An 18318-nucleotide genomic window follows, 5' to 3' on the forward strand; every position below is an offset into this window, starting at 1 on the left:
GCGGCGATAAACCGGCTACGTCGGGCGCTCGACCTCCAGCAAACCGTGCTCTTTTACTGCGGCCAAGGACAAGGTCTTATAGCCAACGTCGTCGAAAAGAACGGTGAGCCGGTCAGTTTCGACGGACAACACCACACCCGCGCCCCACGTGGCATGACGTACCGGGGTGTCGACATCGAAGCGGTGCTCGCCGTCCGGATGTGTGTCCGCAGCGATTCCGGCGTCGCAGTTGTCGCAGTTGCCGCATGGATGCGGTAGCTTCTCGCCGAAGTAGCCGAGGATATGTTGTCGTCGGCATTGGGTGGTTTCGGCGTACTCGCGCATCATTTCCAGCCGGGAGGTGATGAGCCGCTGGTGCGCTCGCGCAATGTCTTTCGCTTCGTCGACAGCCTGTCCGGGCGAACGGTCGCCAGCAGGCTGGACGGCGCCCTGCTCGGAGATCGTCAGCGCGCCTGCCTGTTCGAGGAGGTTCAGCGCCCGTTTCTGTTGTCCAGCAGAGGCGTCGAGCTCCGCAGCCAGTTCCGCCCGCGGCACCGGTTCGGCGCGTTCGGCAAGGGTTCGGGCGATCTGCTCAAGCGCCGCTTCGGGCGGCTTGTTGGCGGTCAGGAAGCGCTGCAGGCTCAGGTCTTCGGGCCGGTAGAACAGGGTCACTTCGGCGTGCTCACCGTCGCGCCCACCGCGCCCGATTTGCTGGTAGTAGGTATCCAGCGACTCCGGCACCGACGCGTGCAGCACGAATCGCACGTCGGGCTTGTCAATCCCCATACCGAACGCCGAGGTTGCGATGACGACGTCGAGTTCGTCTGCCAGGAAGCGCTCGTGCACCCGCTCGCGGTCGGAGCCAGACATGCCAGCGTGGTATCCGGCTGCCCGCACTCCCCTCCCGCTCAGTGTCTCCGCGTAGTAGTCGGTGTCATTACGGCTGGCCACGTAGAGCAATCCGGGGCGGGTTGCCGGATCGGCAGTGAGCGCGCGCACCCGGGTGATGACCGCGTCACGCTTATGGTTGTCTTCGGTGAATCGCTTCACCGTGAGATGCAGATTCGGCCGGTCGAAACCCGCTATCACTTCCCGATGGTCGCGCAGACCTAGACGCTCGACGATGTCGCGGCGCACCGGCAGCGCCGCAGTGGCGGTCAAGGCCACCACCCGCGGATGTCCGAGCCGCTCGATCACGCTGCCCAGTCGCAGGTAATCCGGCCGAAAGTCGTGGCCCCACGCTGACACACAATGCGCTTCATCGATCACGAACAACGAAATATCTAGCGCCGCAAGTACAGACAGTCGTTCCTCATCGGCAAGTTGTTCGGGCGACAGGAACAGGTACTGAGCCTCTCCCTCTTGCACGGCGCTCCAGGCATCGGCGCGCTCCCCGGTGCTCTGCGTCGAGTTGAGCGCTACGGCATCGGGCGCATCGGCGTCGAGAAGCGAGTCGATCTGGTCGTTCTGCAGCGCAATCAGCGGTGAGACAACCACGGCCGTTCCGTCCAGCACCAGGGCGGGCACCTGGTAGATCGCCGACTTACCCGCTCCCGTCGCCAACACTGCCAGCACGTCGTGTCCGGACAGCACTGCCGTCATCGCATCGAGTTGTGCAGGGTGCAGCTGTGACCAGCCGAAGTTTTCCGCAGCGACCTGCTGCAGCTGTTCAGCCAACTCGCCCTGGTCCGTCACCGACTGCACATACCACCGCGCGCGGCGATCTGAACCTTGATCGGGCGGTGGATCGCTGAGCGGCGCCGACATTTGCCGGAACCGCCGATTCCGGCAGTCAACATGGCTAAAGCCCTCGGGCACGGGTACGCAGTCGGCATGATCTTCGTACCCATCATCATCGCGATCGTTCTCGCCATCATTATCTTGGTTTGGTATTGGAGCCGCCGCTACAAGAACACCCCCGCTCGTCCCTCCAACGAGTCCGAGGGGTTTTACACCGACAACTCACCGACAGGTCGTGGCGAACGACCACGGTAATGCGGAGCACGCAGCTACTTCACCGAAGCCGTTTGGCAACGGCCACTGGTGCGGCGTGCCCTCGTCGGTAGCGGATTGGCCGCGCTGACATGGCGTTTGCTGCGATGAGCCCGCCACGTCTTCGACCGGTGCTGGCTAGATAGGCATCAAATGATGCTTACGCGGCGCCCGCATCACCTGTTTGTCCTGTAGCAGCCGCAGCGCGTTGCGAATCTGCAGTCGCGTCTGCGCCGGCTCGATGATCGCGTCGATGTAGCCGCGCTCGGCCGCGATCCACGGCGTGGCGATGTTGGCGTGGTAGAAGTCGATCAGCTGCTGGCGTACCACGTCGGCATTGTCGCCGGCCGCCTCGATCTGGCGGCGACCGACAATACTCACCGCGCTTTGCGCACCCATCACGGCGATGCGCGCAGTGGGCCACGCGAAGTTAATATCAGCGCCAAGCTGCTTGCAGCCCATCACCGCGTACGCGCCGCCGTAGGCCTTGCGCACGATCAACGTGACGATCGGAACAGTGGATTCAACCACCGCGTAGAAGAACCGCGCCCCGCGCCGGATCACGCCGATCTTCTCTTCCTCCACACCCGGCAGCACGCCCGGCGTGTCGACGACGAAAACCAGCGGGATCTCGAACGCGTCGCAGATCCGGATGAACCGGGCCGCCTTGTCCGAGCAACGCGCATCGATGGCACCGCTGAGCACCAGCGGCTGGCTGGCCACGACGCCGACGGTGCGGCCGTCGACGCGCGCGAAACCGGTGATCAGGTTCAGCGCGAACTGATCGTTGATTTCGTGAAAGGTGCCGTCGTCGAAGATCCGGAGCAGGATCTCGTGCATGTCGTAGGCGGCGTTGTCGGAGTCCGGAATGATCGAGTTCAATTCCCGGTCGGTATCGGTGATTTCCGGTTCGAGGCCGGGGTTGACGATCGGCGGGGCTTCCTGACAGCTCGACGGCAGGAAGGACAGATATTCGCGCACCCAGGCGAAGGCGTCTTCCTCGTTCTTCGCGATGTGCTGAATGTTGCCGTAGTCAGCCTGGTTCCGGGCGCCGCCGAGTTCCTCGAGGCTCACATCTTCCCCGGTGACGTCGCGGATCACTTCGGGACCAGTGACGAACATGTACGAATCTTCGGTTGCCACAATGGTTTCCGTGCCAGCCGACGGCGCGTACACCGCGCCGCCCGCACACTTGCCCAGGATCATCGACACCTGCGGCACCACGCCCAGCAACTGCTCGTGCCGACGACTCATCTCCGCGTACCAGGCCAGCGACGTGACCGCGTCCTGCACCCGGGCGCCGCCGGAGTCGTTGATGCCCACCAACGGGCAGCCGACGCGACCGGCGAAGTCGACGATCGCCGCAACCTTGCGGCCGAACATCTCCCCGACCGAGCCGCCGAAAACCGTCTGGTCGTGCGAGAACACCGCGACCGGACGCCCGTCGACCGTGCCGTGACCAACGACAACGCCGTCGCCGTAGAGCGCCTTCGGGTCGTTCGGCTGCTTCATCAGGGCGCCGATCTCGACGAAGCTGCCCGGGTCGAGCAGCATGTTGATACGGTCCCGCGCGCTGGGGATGCCCTTCTTCGCCCGCTTGGCAGCTCCTGCCTCGCCGGCCGGCTCCTTCGCCAATTCGAGCTTTTTGTGCAGTTCGGCCAGCTTGTCTGCAGTGCTAGTCACTGTGCGTCTCCCGTCGCTTCGCTCGCCGAGATGCCCTCGAGCTTCTTGGTGAGGTCAGCTGCGATCGTGGCGATATAGGGCTCGTCGATCACCTGGATGTGATCGCCACCGACGTGGATCACCTCGAGGTTCGGGATCGCCTCGCCCCAGCCACCATTCGGCGCGCGATGGGCGAAACGTGGCTCGAGCTCGATGGCGCCCTCGTGGTACCGGTCGGCCAGGTACAGCACAACGTCGCCGTCATAGTGCGTCGGATGCGCGTTGAGCAACGCCTGGTTGTCGATCCACGACGTGCGCTGGTGCTCGATCACCCCACCGGGGATCTTCGCGCCGCTGAGCCGCACCAGATCCATGATGATCTTGATCTGTTCGTCCTCTATTGCGGTGGCCAGCTTATCGTAGGGCAGCGGCGCATCGACGCCGTACGTCTTCTTCGCAAACGCCGCGTACCGCTCCCACCGCGCCCGCACCGCTGCAGGCGAATTGTCTTGCGGCTCCGAGGAAAGCGCCACGTCGATCATGCCGACCACACGCACGTCGGCACCCTGCTCGCGCAACAGCTTTGCGACCGCGAACGCGAGCACGCCACCAAGCGACCACCCGTACAAGACATATGGGCCGTCGCCCTGAATCGCCCGCAACGGTTCGAGGTACTGCCGCGCGCGCTCCTCGATGGAGCCTTCCGCGCGCTCGACGCCGTACATCGGTACATCGTCGGGCAGCCGCTTGAGCAACGGCTCGTAGGCCATTGTCGAACCACCCGCCGGGTGAAACACGAAAACCGGTGTCTTGGTTGACCCTTCGGGGCGCGCACGCAGCGTTCGGACGAAGCCGTCGATGGCGGCGCCCTCCAAATGCTGCCGCACCGTGTCCGCCAGCTGCTCGATCGTTTCCGCGTCCAGCACGTCGTCGACGGTGATGTCGCCCTTGGTCCGCTCCGAAAGTCGTTGCGCCAGTTTCTCGGCGACGTCTTCTTCGAGAATCGGCAAGGTGTTGAAGATGCCCTTCGCCGACTGACCGGTGACCACTGCCCACGTCGCGAACGTAAGTCGCTCGGCGGCGTCCCGCGGGGGAACGTCGGAGCCCGCGGCCTCGGCGAGTGCCTGCTGGTCAGCGATGGTCGGGGACGGCTCCGACGCCGCCTCCGCCAGAATCTCCTCGGCTTCCGCCACGACCGTGGTGTCTTCGGTGTTCAGCATGGCCTCGACCTGCTCGTCGGCCTTCTGGTCTGCCGACTGTTCAGCTTCGCGCTCGGCCTGTTGCTGGTCGGCCAGCGCCTGCACCTCCTCGCGGTGCTCGACCGCATAGCGCAGGTACTTGGCCACCTCCACGAGATTCGCATCCCGTACCGCCTGCAGTTGCAGCGACGGAATGTCGAACTCGTACTCGACGCGGTTCTTGATCCGCACCGCCATCAGTGAGTCCAAGCCAAGCTCGAGCAGCGGGATTTCCATCGGCAGGTCTTCGACGGCATAGCCCATGGACTCCGCGACGATCGATGCGAGCCGATCCTCGAGTGACTGCGAGCCTTCCGGATCCCACTTGTCACCGAAAGTGTCGACCACCTCGGGCAGCGTTTCCGTTGGGCCCGACGAGGGTTCAACCGCGACAACTTCAGCCACGGGTGCGGCAATCGGTTCGCCGGCCGTGACCACCGCTTCATACAGCAGCTGGAACCCGTTGGCCTCCTTGGCATGCACCTGCACCGACCCGCCGCCGAGGTGCGGCGTGAGCGTCGTCGTCAATGTCCCGGCAGCTGGTACCGCACCGTGCGAAACCGATGCTCCGACAGCCGCATCAGCCAGAATTTGCCCGGCGGCAGCGACCGCCAAGGCCGACAGGTCGGTCACCGCGCCGGCATCGACCTCCCAGGCGTGCCGACCGTCGGGCAGCGCCACATGCGAACCCGGCACCTGGCCCGAGCCGCTGGTCGACAGCCGCGCGTTGAGCCACAACCGCTTGCGCTGCAGGCTGGTTCGCGGAATGTTCGCGTAGTTGCCCGGACCCACAAGGGAATACAGATCGACGTGGTGGCCCGCCGCGTAGAGCTGCGCGAGCGCCGAAATGACCCCGGCCTCTTCGTCTTCTTTGCGCTTGAGCGTCGGAATCAACTGCGCGTTGTGCAGGCCGGCAGCGAAAGTCGTTGCGGCAACCTGCATGAGCGCCACCGGGTTCGGCGCAAGCTCCAGGAACGTCGTGTGTCCGGCCTCGACCGCGAGCTTGACCGCGTTGGTGAAGTACACACTGTGCCGCAGGTTCTTCACCCAATAATCCACCGTGTGGACCGGCTCGTGCCCGGCGCGGTAGTAGGTCTCCTTGTCGACAGTGGAGAACAGGCCCACCTTCAGCTTCTGCGGCTCGATGCCGGCCAGTTCGGCGGCAAGCTCGCCGATCAGCGCGTCCATCTGCGACGTGTGCCCGGCGCCCTTGGTCTGCAGCACCCGCGCCATCTTGCCCTCGGATTCGGCCCGCGCGACGATCGCGTTGACCTGCTCCTCGGGGCCGCCGATCACCGTGTGCGTCGGCGCGGCGTAGACGGCGATCTCGAGGCGCGGGTAGTCGGCGAGCACGCCGGTGATGTCTTCGGCGCTGTACTCCACCAACGCCATCCGGCGGATGTCGTCGTCGCTGATCATCTGCTCGCCCTCGCCCATCAGGCGCGAGCGCGCACAAATCACGCGCACCGCATCCTCGAGCGGCATCCCGCCGGAAACGTACGAAGCGGCGACCTCGCCCTGCGAGTGCCCGACCACAGCGGCGGGTTCGGCGCCGTGGTGGCGCAGCAGCGCCGTCAAACCGACCTGGATAGTGAAGATTCCGACCTGCGACGTGCCGACGTCATAGTCCTGGCCATCGTCGAGGATCATCTCCGTGATCGAGTAACCGGCCTCGTCCTGCACCAGCTCATCGACCTCATCGACCGCCTTGCGGAACACCTCGTTGGCCAGGTACAGCTGCTTGGCCATCTTGCGGTGATGGGCGCCGAAACCGGAGAACACCCACACCGGTCCTTGGGCGGCAGGAGAATTCGAGCTGAATACGTTCGGCGCCGGCTTGCTCGTCGAGATTGCGCGCAGCCCGGTGATCGCCTCCGCACGCGTCTTGGCCAGCACGACTGCCCGTGAGCGACCGTGATTGCGGCGCGACAGTGAGCGCGCGACGTCTTCCAGCGGCGCGGTGCTGCCCTCTTCGGTTTCGAGCCAGTCAGCGAGTTCGGCCGCGGCGCGGCGCAGGCGCGACGGCATGTACGCGGAGACCGCGATGATCACGGGCAGCGGTTCGCCGCGTTCGGACTGTTCGGCGGAAGCGGTCGCCGCCTCTTCTGGTCGCTCCGCAGGCTCCGCTCCGGCGCCTTCTGGTCTCTCCGCAGGCTCCGCTCCGGCGCCTTCTGGTCGCCCCGCAGGCTCCGCTCCCGCATCCTCTGGTCGCTCCGCAGGCTCCGCTCCGGCGCCCTCTGGTCGCTCCGCAGGCTCCGCTCCGGCCGGCACATACTCCCGAACCACCACATGCGCGTTCGTCCCACCAAACCCGAACCCGGAGACACCGGCAACGGCCTGCCCGCTGTAGCGCGGCCACTCGGTCACCTCCGGAATCACCCGCAGCCGAGCCCGTTCGAAGTCGATGTACGGATTGGGACCCGCATAGTTGATCGACGGCGGCAGCTTGTCGTGCTGCATCGCCAGCACCACCTTGGCCAGCGCCACCGCACCTGCCGCCGACTCCAAGTGACCGAAGTTCGTCTTCGCTGATCCCAGCAGCGCCGGCTTGTCGGCCGGGCGGCCGCGACCCACCACGCGGCCCAGCGCGTCGGCCTCGATCGGGTCGCCCAGAATGGTGCCCGTGCCGTGCGCCTCGATGTAATCGACGCCCGACGGCGGAATGCCCGCGTCGCGGTAGGCCCGCCGCAGCACATCGGTCTGCGCGTCCGGGTTCGGCGCCAACAAGCCGTTGGATCGGCCGTCGGAGTTCACCGCGCTGCCGGCGATGACGGCCAGAATTTGGTCGCAATCACGCTCGGCGTCTTCGAGCCGCTTCAAGACGACGAGGCCGCCGCCCTCCGAACGCACCATGCCGTCGGCATCCGACGAAAACGCCTTGATGTGCCCGTCCGGCGCCACCGCACCGACGGAGTCGAAACCTAGCGTCACGCTCGGTGCGACCAAAGTATTTGTCCCACCGGCCAAAGCCAGGTCGGCATCGCCGTTGCGCAGCGCCCGGACCGCCTGGTGCACGGCGACCAGCGCCGACGAGCATGCGGTGTCGACCGCCACCGACGGCCCGCGGAAGTCATAGAAGTAAGAGACCCGGTTGGCCACGATCGAGGTGGCCGCGCCGGTCAGCGCATAGGGGGTCTCACCGATCTTGGGGTCGATCGACGCCAGCAAGCTGAAGTCGTGCGACGAGCTGCCGATAAAGACGCCGACCGGCCCGCCCTTCACCGAGCTGGCCGGAATGCGGGCGTTCTCGAGAGCCTCCCAGGTCAGCTCGAGCGCCATCCGCTGCTGCGGATCGACCTGCTCGACCTCCACGGGTGACATGGCGAAGAACTCGGCATCGAAACCCTTGACGTACTCGTCGTCGAGATAACCGCCGCGGGTGTGCGCTTTGGCGACGGCTGCGGCGATGTTGGGATCCGAGGTGAACTCGCTCCAGCGGCCCGGTGGCAGATCACTGATGCCGTCGCCACCATTGATAAGAAACTCCCAGGTCCGCTCGGGCGTGTCGCCCGCGCCCGGGAAGCGTGTCGCCAGTCCGATGATCGCGATGTCGTGCGCGTCGCCAACCTGAGCCGAGGTGTAGTACGCATCGTCGACGGTTTCGGCCGGCAGCTCCGGCTCGCCCTCGATGATCCGCTTGGCCAACGACGCGATGGTCGGGTGCTGGTAGACGATGGTGGCGGAAAGCATCACGCCGGTGAGGTCTTCGATGTCGCCGCCCAGCGCAATGGCGTCGCGCGAGGCGAGTCCGAACTCCTCCATCGGGCGGTCATCGGAAATCGATTCGGCGGGCTGACCGGTGGCCTCGGCGACCCAGTTACGCAGCCAGTCCCTGAGCTCGCCGACCGTCATCGAGAAGTCGGCGCCAGCGTTCTCGGCGGCACTCTCGGGTGCGGCGGTTGAACCCTCGTTGACGATCTCTTCGTTCTCAGCCATCAATTCACCAAGCTACTCGGACACCGCGGCCGGTGGTCGGCACGGTTGATCGGACACGCGGTCGTGCGAAAACCAGGCTTAACCGTCCTCGCTCGTCACCGCGTCGGGGAATGCCGTCTGGGTGTAACCGCCGCGCAGCGTGCCCTCGATGTAGGCCGTCTTGCAGGCACGACGGGCGATCTTGCCGCTCGACGTCCGGGGGATCGATCCGGCCGGAACCAGCAGGACGTCACGGACCATCACGCCGTGCCGCTGCGCGATGGCCGCACGCACGGTGTCGGCAATCGGCTGTGGATCGGCCTTGCCCGCACCCGGACCGCGCTCAGCGACGACCACCAATTGCTCAGAGGAATCGTCGGGGTCGGCTTTCAAGCCGGAGTGGCTGTTCTCGAACACCTCGGCCGGCAGCTGGTTGGCGGGCACCGAGAACGCCGCGATAAAGCCCGGCCGCAGCGCCGAACTCGACTCCTGCGCGGAGAACTCGAGGTCCTGCGGATAGTGGTTGCGCCCGTCGACGATCACCAGATCCTTGACCCGGCCGGTGATGTACAGCTCGCCGTCGACATAGACGCCGTAGTCGCCGGTGCGCATCCAGTTCGCGTCCTCGGGGGTGCCGGCGGCGTGGCTCTCGTCGGCGAGGCGATTGATCAGCTTGTTGTGGAAGGTCGCCGCGGTTTCCTCGGCGCGGCCCCAGTAGCCGATGCCCATGTTGTTGCCGTGCAGCCAGATTTCGCCGACGCGGCCATCGGGCAGCTCGGTCGCGGATTCCGGGTCGACGATCGCCGCCCACTGGCTGCGCGCCACGTAGCCGCAGGACACCTGCGCGATGGCGTTCGGCGCACCCTGCTCGACCTTGACCACCTCGCCGGCGTTCAGCTTGTCGCGGTCGACGTAGGTGACCTTTGCCTCGTCCTCGTGCTTGGTCGCCGAAACGAACAGCGTCGCCTCGGCCATGCCGTAACACGGTTTGATCGCGGTCTTCGGCAGGCCGTACGGCGCGAAGGCGTCGTTGAACTTCTTCATCGACGACGTGGTCACCGGCTCGCTGCCGTTGATCAGGCCGATCACATTGCTGAGGTCGAGAGTCTCGCCCTGCTTCGGCAGCCCGCGCGCGGCCGCGTGCTCGAACGCGAAGTTCGGCGCGGCCGCGAAGGTGCCGGCGCCGTCGGACACCGCGGCGAGTTCCTTGATCCAGCGGCTCGGGCGTCGCACGAATGCACTCGGCGACATGATGGTGATGTACTTGCCGCCCAGCGCCGGCATGATCACGGTCAGCAGACCCATGTCGTGAAACAGCGGCAGCCAGGTGACGCCGCGGGAATTCTCGTTCAGGCCGATCGCGTCGACAATTTGCAGGACGTTGGTGCCGACGGCCCGGTGGGTGATCTCAACGCCCGCGGGAACGCGCGTCGAACCGGAGGTGTACTGCAGATAGGCGATGTCGTCGATGCTCAGTTCCGGGCGGACCCAGCTTTCCCCCATGCTGTCCGGAATGGCGTCGACGGCGATGATCCGGGGCCGCTGCTGAGCCGGCAGTTGGCGGAAGAACTGGCGCACCCCGGCCGCCGAGGAGGTGGCGGTCAGGATTGCCGACGGCTCGCAGTCGCCGAGCACCGCGTGCAGGCGATCGGTGTGGCCGGGCTCGTCCGGGTCGAACAGCGGAACGGCGATGGTGCCCGCGAAGATCGCGGCGAAGAAGGAGATGACATAGTCCAGGCCCTGCGGGGCAAGCACCGCGACCCGGTCGCCCGGCTTGGTTACCTGCTGCAGGCGGGCCGCGACGGCGCGCAACCGGTTACCGAACTCTTTCCAGGTCAGTTCGTGCGCTTCACCGTCGCGTTCGCGCGAGTAGTCGATGTAACGGTAGGCGAGGTCGTTCGCATCGTCGGCGTCTTTGCGGGTGTGCTTCTCGACGTGATCCACCAGGGTCGCACCTTCCGGGATGAAGATGTTTCCCTCGCTGTCGAGGTAATCGTCGAAAGTCTCGTCCATTCCTTCTCCTCGCCAAGTCGCACGCGCGGTCATCGAGACGACCTTCGCGCGCCGACCTGCTTCGCCTCCCACCGATCACCGTCGATTACCCGGCGACCCGTCATGGAAGACGTTCGCCAGGCTCTTCGGTGCCAGCCCACCAAGTACCAGTTCCGCAAGTACCGGTCCTGCAAATCTATTGGCAACTACGCTCAGCGTTCGCGGTATCGCCGACATGTCTGCAAACCAGGAATATGTTACAGAGCGCCAGCGGTCTTACTCACCCCGCAGCAGGGGAATGATCGGCGCGAATGCGTCCATCTGGGTGGGGAAAACACCCACACACGACATTCCCGTGACCTTTCGCACGCGGCGAATCTGGTCGGCGATCTCTTCGAAACTCCCGAATGCTACGTACGGCGAATCCAGGATTTCCGCCACCGTCAGCGGCCGATCCACCTCCAATTGCGGGTGCAGACCGCGTTCGATGGCGTTGACGGCCATCTCGGCGGTGTGCTGCCGGTCGTCGGTGACGACGATCGCCGTGATGGTGTAGCTGAGTTCGATCTCACCGAAGCGCTCGCCCGCCGCCTCGCGGATCACCGCGATCTTCTCGAGGGTCTTGTCCATCGTGATGTCGGAGAGCAACCCCTTGCCGTCCTTCGTGGTCCTTGGGACCACCGAGATGGTGTCGGCGTGCTTTGCCGCCAGCCGCAACATCTTCGGGCCCCCTCCGCCGACGATGAGCGGCGGCCGCGGACCTTGGCGCGGCCGTGGGTAGCCCTTGATCCCGTGCACCTGGTAGTGCTTGCCGTCGAAGGTGCACTCCTGCCCACGCAGCAGCACATCGAGGATGGTCAGCGCCTCGTCGAGTTTCTCGATCCGCACGCCCGGGGTGTCGAACGGGATGCCTGCGCGGTCGAACTCGTCCTTGACCGAACCGGCGCCGATGCCCAGCTCGAGCCGGCCGCGGGACAGCACGTCGATGGTGGCCGCATCTTTGGCCAACACGACGGGATGGCGAAAGCCATTGGCCAGCACCGAGGTACCGATTCGGATTCTTTCGGTTGCGACGGCCAGCGCACCGAGCGCGGCGATCGGCGCAACCTGGTTGCCGAAGCGATCCGGGATCGTGAAGCAGTCGAAGCCGTACGCCTCGGCCTGCTGGGCCAGTTGCACGAACTTGCGAGCGCCGCCTTCAGACGGTCCGCCCTCGCCACCCGCAGCGAAGCGAAACTTGCGCGGTTCGGTGCCAGTCATCGAGCGCCTTCCTAGACGAGTTCTTCACGTGGCCGTCCGAACCCCCTGTGCGCCTGTGCGTGATTTTTCACCGCGGGCGGTGAAAAATCACGCACAGAGGGGGGCGCGCGGGGGCGGGATTGCCACGCGCACTCTATCGGGCTCAGCTGTGCGCTGGATGCGGGGCGGCGCTGATGAGCTGTGCGGCCCAGTGTGCCGTCCACTGCGTTGCGGTGGTCCCGCTTTGATCCACGACGAAGCTGTTGTACTGCGCGTGCACCGGATTGCCGGCCGACGCGACCAGCTTGGCCAGGCTGCCCGGGATGTTAAGCGGGTTCAGCGCGTCTTGCGGTGCCGCGCAGATCATGTCGCCAGGAGCGCAGATGTTGTAGACCTTGCTGGCCAGGTCACCGAATCCGCCCGGGCGTGGACCGGTCATGGTGATGCCGAGCAAGCTCAGGCCCTTCAGCGCGACCTCGGCACCGACACCCGGCGGCGAGGGGCCCACCGCGTTGCCTTGACCCGGCTCCCGGCGTCCATCGGCGATCAACGTCACACCGAGCACCTCGTCTGCGGGCACCGGACCGTTGCCCTGGCCGATCTGCGCGGCGATGTCGCCGGCGATCACCGCACCCTGAGAAAAGCCCACGATGACGTAGGTGGACAGCGGGCAGTCGTGGTGCATGCGGGTCAACTCGGCGGTGGCCCGGTCGGTGCCTTGCTTGCGGCTGACGTTGTAGGATTGCTGCCCGTCGGGCGGGAAGGCGACCGGGTTGGAGAACTGCGCGACGTACGGAACCGTGTACACGTCGACGCGCTGCGGCGGGAACTGCTGCTGCAGTGGTCGGGTGACGTTGAGCAGCAACGCGTTGGGATTGGCCGTCGGGTTGTGCGGGTCATCCGTCGGGCTGGATTCCCAGGTGCCCGGGATGGCCAGCAGTTCGACGTCCGGGCAGCTGGCCGGCTGCGTTGCCGGCGGTTTCGGCGGCGGCACCGGTATCGGGCTCGGTACTCGCCCGCTGATCAGATAAATGATCAGCAGAATGACCGCGACGATGACGACGATCGCAAGTAGCAGCAACAACACCACGTTGCGCAGCGTTCGACGGGACCGGCGTCCCGGGCGGCGAACCATCATCACGGCCTACTTGCAGTAGTGCTTTCGCGCAGTGTCGATGTACACCTGCGCGGCATCCTGCGGGTTCATCTGCGAACCGGTGAGATTGGCCTCGACGCCGGCCATGGCCGTGACGTTCACGTTGATCTGCTGCTGCGGGCTATTGGCCTGGCTCGCCGCGCAGATGTAGTTGGCGATGTCGATGGCGGACTGACCATTGCCGGAGACGTCCACGCCGGCCTTCTTGAGCGCCTCGAGGAATTCTTTGTCCCGCGAGGTACGGGCCGGAACCTCCGTCGGCCCAGGGAAGCCGCTCGGCACCGCTTGCGGCGTCTCCGGCGGCGCGGTCGCGGCGGCCCCGGGACTCGTGGGCGCCGGTGCCGAGTTCTGACCGCCGTTCGGCGCACCCGACGACGGATTAGCCGATGCGGTCACCGACGTCGCCCCCGCTGAGGAAGGCGTGCTCGACGCGGTGGAGTCGTTTCCCCCGCACGCCGCAAGCAGTCCGCTGGCGGCAGCGATGAGAGTCGCCGCACAGATCGGTCGGGCCAGGGCATTTCGGGTCATCGAGCGCGTCCTCGTTCCGGTGGTAATCGGGTTGGGTTCAGGCTACCGACGCTCTCCCGGCCGAACCGTAAGGGTTGGTTAAGGATCCGCGGTTGCTGATCATGTCAGTGGATTTCGGCTTTGCCGTCCTTGATCAGGATGTACCCGAATTGGAAGCTCTGTTGCACACCGCCGGGCACGGGGAACTCGTCGCTGGTCGGGAAGCCGAGCCGGCCATTTTCGAACCCAACCGACTTCCAGGCGTCGAAGATCGGGCCCTTGTGCACCGTCCACGCTCCCGACAGCGGGCTCCAGTAGATGTAGCCGTTCTCGAACTCGTTGAACTTGCCCAGGTTCTTCAGGCCCTGCTCGTCGGACTTCGGGAACCCGAGCCAGCTGTCCTCGTAGCCCAGCGAGGCATATTTCTGCATGATCAAGCCCTGCACCGAGTGGGTGCCGTTGGCCGGGCTGAAGTACATGGCTCCGATCTGGAAGGCCTGCACAGACCCGTCCTTGTGCGGCGTCTTGACCTCCTCGCCCGTCGGGTAGCCGAGCGGGCCACGCTCGTAGCCCTGCTTGCCCCACGCGGTGAAGATGTCGCCACGCACCGCATGCGCACCCACCAGGGGGTTCCAGTAGATCGAGCCGTGCTGGAAGGCCTGGTACCGGCCAATCAGATCTGGCAGCACCTTTTCGCCGCTGGTGGGCAGCCCGAGCGGCCCGTTGGGCCCACCGTTGGCCTGGTAGGCGCCGCCGATGCGGCCGGCCACCACCTGCGGCCCGGTGGCCTGGGAGTAAAAGACGCGGCCGTAGCGGTAATCCTGCGCCACGCCACCGGTGACGTTGTATTCGTTGGTGACGCAGTCACCGAGCCAATTGTTGGCGCCCACCGCGCCCCCGATGGCACCGCCTACAGTGCACGCCGGCTTGTCTGCCTCCACTCCGAGCGCAGCGGCGGCCTGCGGCCAGGACTGGCGCATCTCGAAGTCCCAGTACGGCCAGGAGTGGGTGCCGGACGGCCGGTAGTTCACGGTGGCTGGGATGCCCAGCTTGTTGAGCTTGGTGGCGAAGTTCTGTGACGTGAGCCGGGACAAAATCTCGAGGCCCATGCCCGCGAAGTTGGTGCTGACCCCCGGGATACCCGTGGCCTGGTCGTAGGGCCCGGTCATACCGCTTCCGCTGGACACGTACAGGCTGGTGTCCTTGAGGTTGTCGGCCAGCAGATAGGGGTCGTGGTCGGGCCATGCCTGGTTGGTCGGCGGCCCCCACATGTCGGCCGAATCGAATCCGCCGGCGTCGTTCATCGCGTACTTGATGGCCTCCGGCATACCCAGCGAGGTGGTGGTGAGAAAGCCGGAGTACGACGCCGCGTATTTGAAGAAGCCCTTGTTGCGGGCCGTCAGCATCATCGCGGCGGTGCCGCCCATGGACAGGCCCTCGACGCCGCGCACTTGTGTTGTACGCCATTGACTTTCGAGGATCGGCGGCAGTTCCTTGGTGAGGAAGGTCTCCCATTGATAGTTGTGGCCGTTGTCTTCCTTGAGCCAGTCGGTGTAGAAGCTCGATTGGCCGCCGACGGGCAGCACCACGTTGACGTTTTTGTCCGCGTAGAACGGCTCGGCCTTGGCGTCCGAGGTCCATCCACTCTCGATGTCCGTCGCGCGCAGGCCGTCCAGCATATACAGGGCCGGGAACTTCATCTCCGGCTTGTTGTTCCAGTCACGGGCAAGCAATAGTTGCACCTGAATCGCGGTGCCCATCGACGGCGAATTCACCCACAGCGCCACCCGCCGGTCAGTGAGCCAGATGACCTTCTGAACAGAGGCTCCGGCAGGGGCCGGATCGGCATGGGCGGCGGCCGGTCCGGCATAGCTGGTGGGCTCGACGACGGCGGTTGCCAACCCAGCCGCGACAGGCAGCACCAACGCCGCGGCACACAGGCCGAGGGTGCGTTTGCGTAGTCCTAGTGCGCGTCGCATGGAGTCGAGCCTCACTTTCCATCACGGGGCCGGGTGGAACCGCCCCGGTGTTGCCGCAGGCGGCATCGCCTGCCGCCTGGTGTTGCAAGGCTTTTCTACCGCGAAGCGGTGGCCAAACCGGGGAGGACGCGCTGAGAGTGATGTGACTCGTGTGACTTCAGGTACTACGCAAGCCGCGAGTGCGTCGCTTTAGACACCCAGCGCCTGCAGCAGCATCGGGCGCGACTTCCACAGTTCGCTCTCCCAGTACTTCCAGGAGTGCGTGCCCACGGCGGGAAATTCGAAGCGCGCGGGTATCCCGAGCGAGCCCAGCCGTGCCTGGAAGGCCCTGGTGTTGACCAGCGCCAGCGCTTCCAACCCCATGGCACTCGTGGTGTTGTAGACCGCGATCGGCGAATCGGCCCGGTCGGTGGGGCCGGGCAATCCGCTGCCCGCGGAAATGTACATCGGCAGACCGCGTAACTGTGGCGCGAATACGAACGGATCGTTGCGCAACCACGCGGGGCTCCACGGCGGCCCCCACATCGAGTCGACGTTGAAGCGGCCGGCGTCGAGCATGGCGATCCGGATCGCCTCGCGCATGCCGGGCGCAGAGATGTTCAGGTAGCCGGAGTAGGCCGCAGCCGCCTTGAACTGGTCGCGGTGATAGGCGGCCAACGTCAGCGCCGCACTGGCGCCCATGGACAGCCCGGCGACGGCGTTCTTGGTTGGGTTGACGCCGAACTTGGCGAGGTAGGCTGGCAACTCCTTGGTCAGGAACGTCTCCCACTTGTAGGTGTAGGTCTGACCGTTGAGATTGCTCGGCGCATACCAGTCGCTGTAGAAGCTCGACTCCCCACCGACCGGCATGACCAGCGTGACGTTGTCGCCGGCGAACTGCTGCAGTGCGTTGGTTTCGGCAGACCAGGCATTGCGATCGTTCTGGGCCCGCATGCCGTCGAGCAGGTAGAGCGCGGCGTCACCGCCGTGCGCGGCCCACTGCACCTCTACCTTGACGGGCCCCATGCTCGACGGCACCGTCAGCACGGTGAACCCGGGCGCGGGCAACCGGTGCGCCGGAGCCGCGGTAGCGGTAGTGAGTCCGAGGGTGCTCAGCAGCGCGAGCGCAAGGGTCATCGCAGACATCAGACGCCAACCGACTATCCCCCGACCGATGCTCATCTACCTGTGCCCGCCCTTCTTCGCCCTCGCGCCGCAATCGAACCGTGACCGACAGATAACTTTTTGGTCACGGTGCCGCGAGGACAGTATCGGCTCTCGGCGGGTCGGGCAAGTGGGTGGACCGCGACTGGACAAACACAACTTCGTTCGACAGACGGGAATCCGTCTATCGGGCGAAGTTTCGTTCGACGCGTTGCGCAAAGACGACTGCGCAAAGACGACTGTGGCCCGCCGCTTGATGCGACGGGCCACAGTGCTTTCAGTTGCGCTTAACCGATGCTCTGGCTGAGCGACGGGATCATGCGGTAGACGTCGTCCTGCCACCAGCCCCAGCTATGCGTTCCCACGGGCGGGAAGTCATAGATCACGTTGGTGTAGCCCAGCGACGCCAGCCGGACCTGGAAGGCCTTGGTGTTGGCCAGCGCGACCGCCTCCAAGCCCATGGCATTGGTGGTGTTGTACAGGTCGAGCAGGTTGTTCACGTGGTCGTTGTAACCAGGGATACCGCTACCAGCCGCGATGTAGAGGCGGGTGTGGTTGGCGATGAGGCGCGGTGCGAACACGAACGGGTCGTTGCGCAGCCAGGCCGGATCCCACGGCGGGCCCCACATGCAGTCGAGGTTGTAACCGTTCTGGCTCAGCATCGCCAGTCGCATGGCTTCCTTCATGCCCGGCGCCGAGATGTTCAGGTAGCCGGAGAACGAACCAGCGTAGGAGAACTGGTCGGGGTAGTAGGCCGCGAACATCAGCGCCGCGCTGCCACCCATGGACAGGCCGAACACGCCGTTGCGGTGCGGGTTGAAGCCCAACCGCTGCGCCAGCGCGTCACGCAGCTGGTGCGTGATGAAGGTTTCCCAGCGGTAGGGGAGCTTCTGGGTCGATCCACTCGTGGAGCCGGCATCCACACCGAAGAACTGGCTCGGTGCTTCCCAGTCGGAGTAGAAGCTGTTCTCACCGCCGACGGGCATGACGACGTTGATGTTGGCCCGATTCAGCGCCTCGGCAACGTTGGTCTCGATTTCCCACCCGTTGAGGTCGTTGCGGGCCCGCAGACCGTCGAGAGCGTAGACAACCCGGCTGGTGTTGCCGTCGTAGGCGCGGAAGATGCGCGACTTGAGCGGGACACCGTTCGGGTCATTGACCCAGAAGTCGAACCCGCGCGGATCGAACGCGGCGTGCGCGGGTGCCCCTGCACCAACCATGGCAATGCCCATCGGCAGCAACATCGCCAAGGCGAAAGCGATGACAGTGCGGCGACCCCAACTACGCCGACTTCCTTCGCCCGTTCGCATGGAACGTTTGAAGATCGTTCGCATCTTTGACCTTTCCTGTATTGCGACGCTTGGCCGCACGTGACGCTGCGCAGGTCGACATCCGTCATCAACTGGGCTTTGTTGCCAGAGTTACTGATGTGACTTGCTGACTATCTTTTCGGTTTTCTTTCCTAACGGCAGCAGCCGTGACCGAACCGAAACCGAAAGTAGCGGTAACGATACCT

The 18318-nt window shown here is 65.4% G+C and carries 10 protein-coding genes; all 10 read right to left on the bottom strand.

The annotated features are described in order from the left end of the window. Nucleotides 1-15: 15 nt before the first annotated feature. On the bottom strand, nucleotides 16-1674 hold the full coding sequence (locus FOS14_RS06890) for an ATP-dependent DNA helicase RecQ (RefSeq protein WP_255450123.1): 1659 nt from the start codon (nucleotides 1672-1674) through the stop codon (nucleotides 16-18). 435 nt (nucleotides 1675-2109) lie between these two features. Continuing rightward, nucleotides 2110-3654, bottom strand: coding sequence for an acyl-CoA carboxylase subunit beta (locus FOS14_RS06895; RefSeq protein WP_143769536.1), 1545 nt, complete (start codon nucleotides 3652-3654; stop codon nucleotides 2110-2112). Next, nucleotides 3651-8723, bottom strand: coding sequence for a polyketide synthase Pks13 (pks13, locus tag FOS14_RS06900; RefSeq protein ID WP_143769639.1), 5073 nt, complete (start codon nucleotides 8721-8723; stop codon nucleotides 3651-3653). Before pks13 ends, FOS14_RS06895 begins: the two co-directional genes overlap by 4 nt. A gap of 162 nt (nucleotides 8724-8885) precedes the next feature. Continuing rightward, entirely contained in the window at nucleotides 8886-10799 is a 1914-nt protein-coding gene (fadD32, locus tag FOS14_RS06905; protein ID WP_143769537.1) for a long-chain-fatty-acid--AMP ligase FadD32, read from the bottom strand. A gap of 255 nt (nucleotides 10800-11054) precedes the next feature. Further along, nucleotides 11055-12038 (bottom strand): LLM class F420-dependent oxidoreductase, encoded by a 984-nt coding sequence (locus tag FOS14_RS06910; RefSeq protein WP_143769538.1) that lies wholly within the window; start codon nucleotides 12036-12038, stop codon nucleotides 11055-11057. Nucleotides 12039-12180: 142 nt separating this feature from the next. Continuing rightward, nucleotides 12181-13155, bottom strand: coding sequence for a cutinase family protein (locus tag FOS14_RS06915; RefSeq protein ID WP_185981649.1), 975 nt, complete (start codon nucleotides 13153-13155; stop codon nucleotides 12181-12183). A 6-nt stretch (nucleotides 13156-13161) separates the two neighbouring features. Beyond that, nucleotides 13162-13701: a DUF732 domain-containing protein gene (locus tag FOS14_RS06920; protein ID WP_143769539.1), complete on the bottom strand. Its 540-nt coding sequence runs from the start codon at nucleotides 13699-13701 to the stop codon at nucleotides 13162-13164. A gap of 104 nt (nucleotides 13702-13805) precedes the next feature. Beyond that, entirely contained in the window at nucleotides 13806-15659 is a 1854-nt protein-coding gene (locus FOS14_RS06925; protein ID WP_143769540.1) for an alpha/beta hydrolase-fold protein, read from the bottom strand. A gap of 189 nt (nucleotides 15660-15848) precedes the next feature. Beyond that, nucleotides 15849-16820 carry an alpha/beta hydrolase family protein gene (locus FOS14_RS06930; protein WP_221936666.1) on the bottom strand — a complete coding sequence of 324 codons (972 nt, stop codon included), beginning with the start codon at nucleotides 16818-16820 and terminating at the stop codon, nucleotides 15849-15851. 269 nt (nucleotides 16821-17089) lie between these two features. Then, on the bottom strand, nucleotides 17090-18136 hold the full coding sequence (locus FOS14_RS06935) for an alpha/beta hydrolase (protein WP_370512183.1): 1047 nt from the start codon (nucleotides 18134-18136) through the stop codon (nucleotides 17090-17092). Nucleotides 18137-18318 lie beyond the last annotated feature (182 nt).

This window comes from Skermania sp. ID1734, assembly GCF_007489285.1.
Lineage (GTDB): Bacteria > Actinomycetota > Actinomycetes > Mycobacteriales > Mycobacteriaceae > ID1734.

What these genes read in the sequence shown, in the direction of transcription:
- FOS14_RS06925 (WP_143769540.1), bottom strand. Translation starts at nt 15,659, where the DNA reads ATGCGACGCGCACTAGGACTACGCAAACGCACCCTCGGCCTGTGTGCC.
- pks13 (WP_143769639.1), bottom strand. Translation starts at nt 8,723, where the DNA reads ATGACGGTCGGCGAGCTCAGGGACTGGCTGCGTAACTGGGTCGCCGAG.
- FOS14_RS06910 (WP_143769538.1), bottom strand. Translation starts at nt 12,038, where the DNA reads ATGACTGGCACCGAACCGCGCAAGTTTCGCTTCGCTGCGGGTGGCGAG.
- FOS14_RS06920 (WP_143769539.1), bottom strand. Translation starts at nt 13,701, where the DNA reads ATGACCCGAAATGCCCTGGCCCGACCGATCTGTGCGGCGACTCTCATC.
- FOS14_RS06915 (WP_185981649.1), bottom strand. Translation starts at nt 13,155, where the DNA reads ATGATGGTTCGCCGCCCGGGACGCCGGTCCCGTCGAACGCTGCGCAAC.
- FOS14_RS06935 (WP_370512183.1), bottom strand. Translation starts at nt 18,136, where the DNA reads ATGCGAACGATCTTCAAACGTTCCATGCGAACGGGCGAAGGAAGTCGG.
- FOS14_RS06930 (WP_221936666.1), bottom strand. Translation starts at nt 16,820, where the DNA reads ATGAGCATCGGTCGGGGGATAGTCGGTTGGCGTCTGATGTCTGCGATG.
- fadD32 (WP_143769537.1), bottom strand. Translation starts at nt 10,799, where the DNA reads ATGGACGAGACTTTCGACGATTACCTCGACAGCGAGGGAAACATCTTC.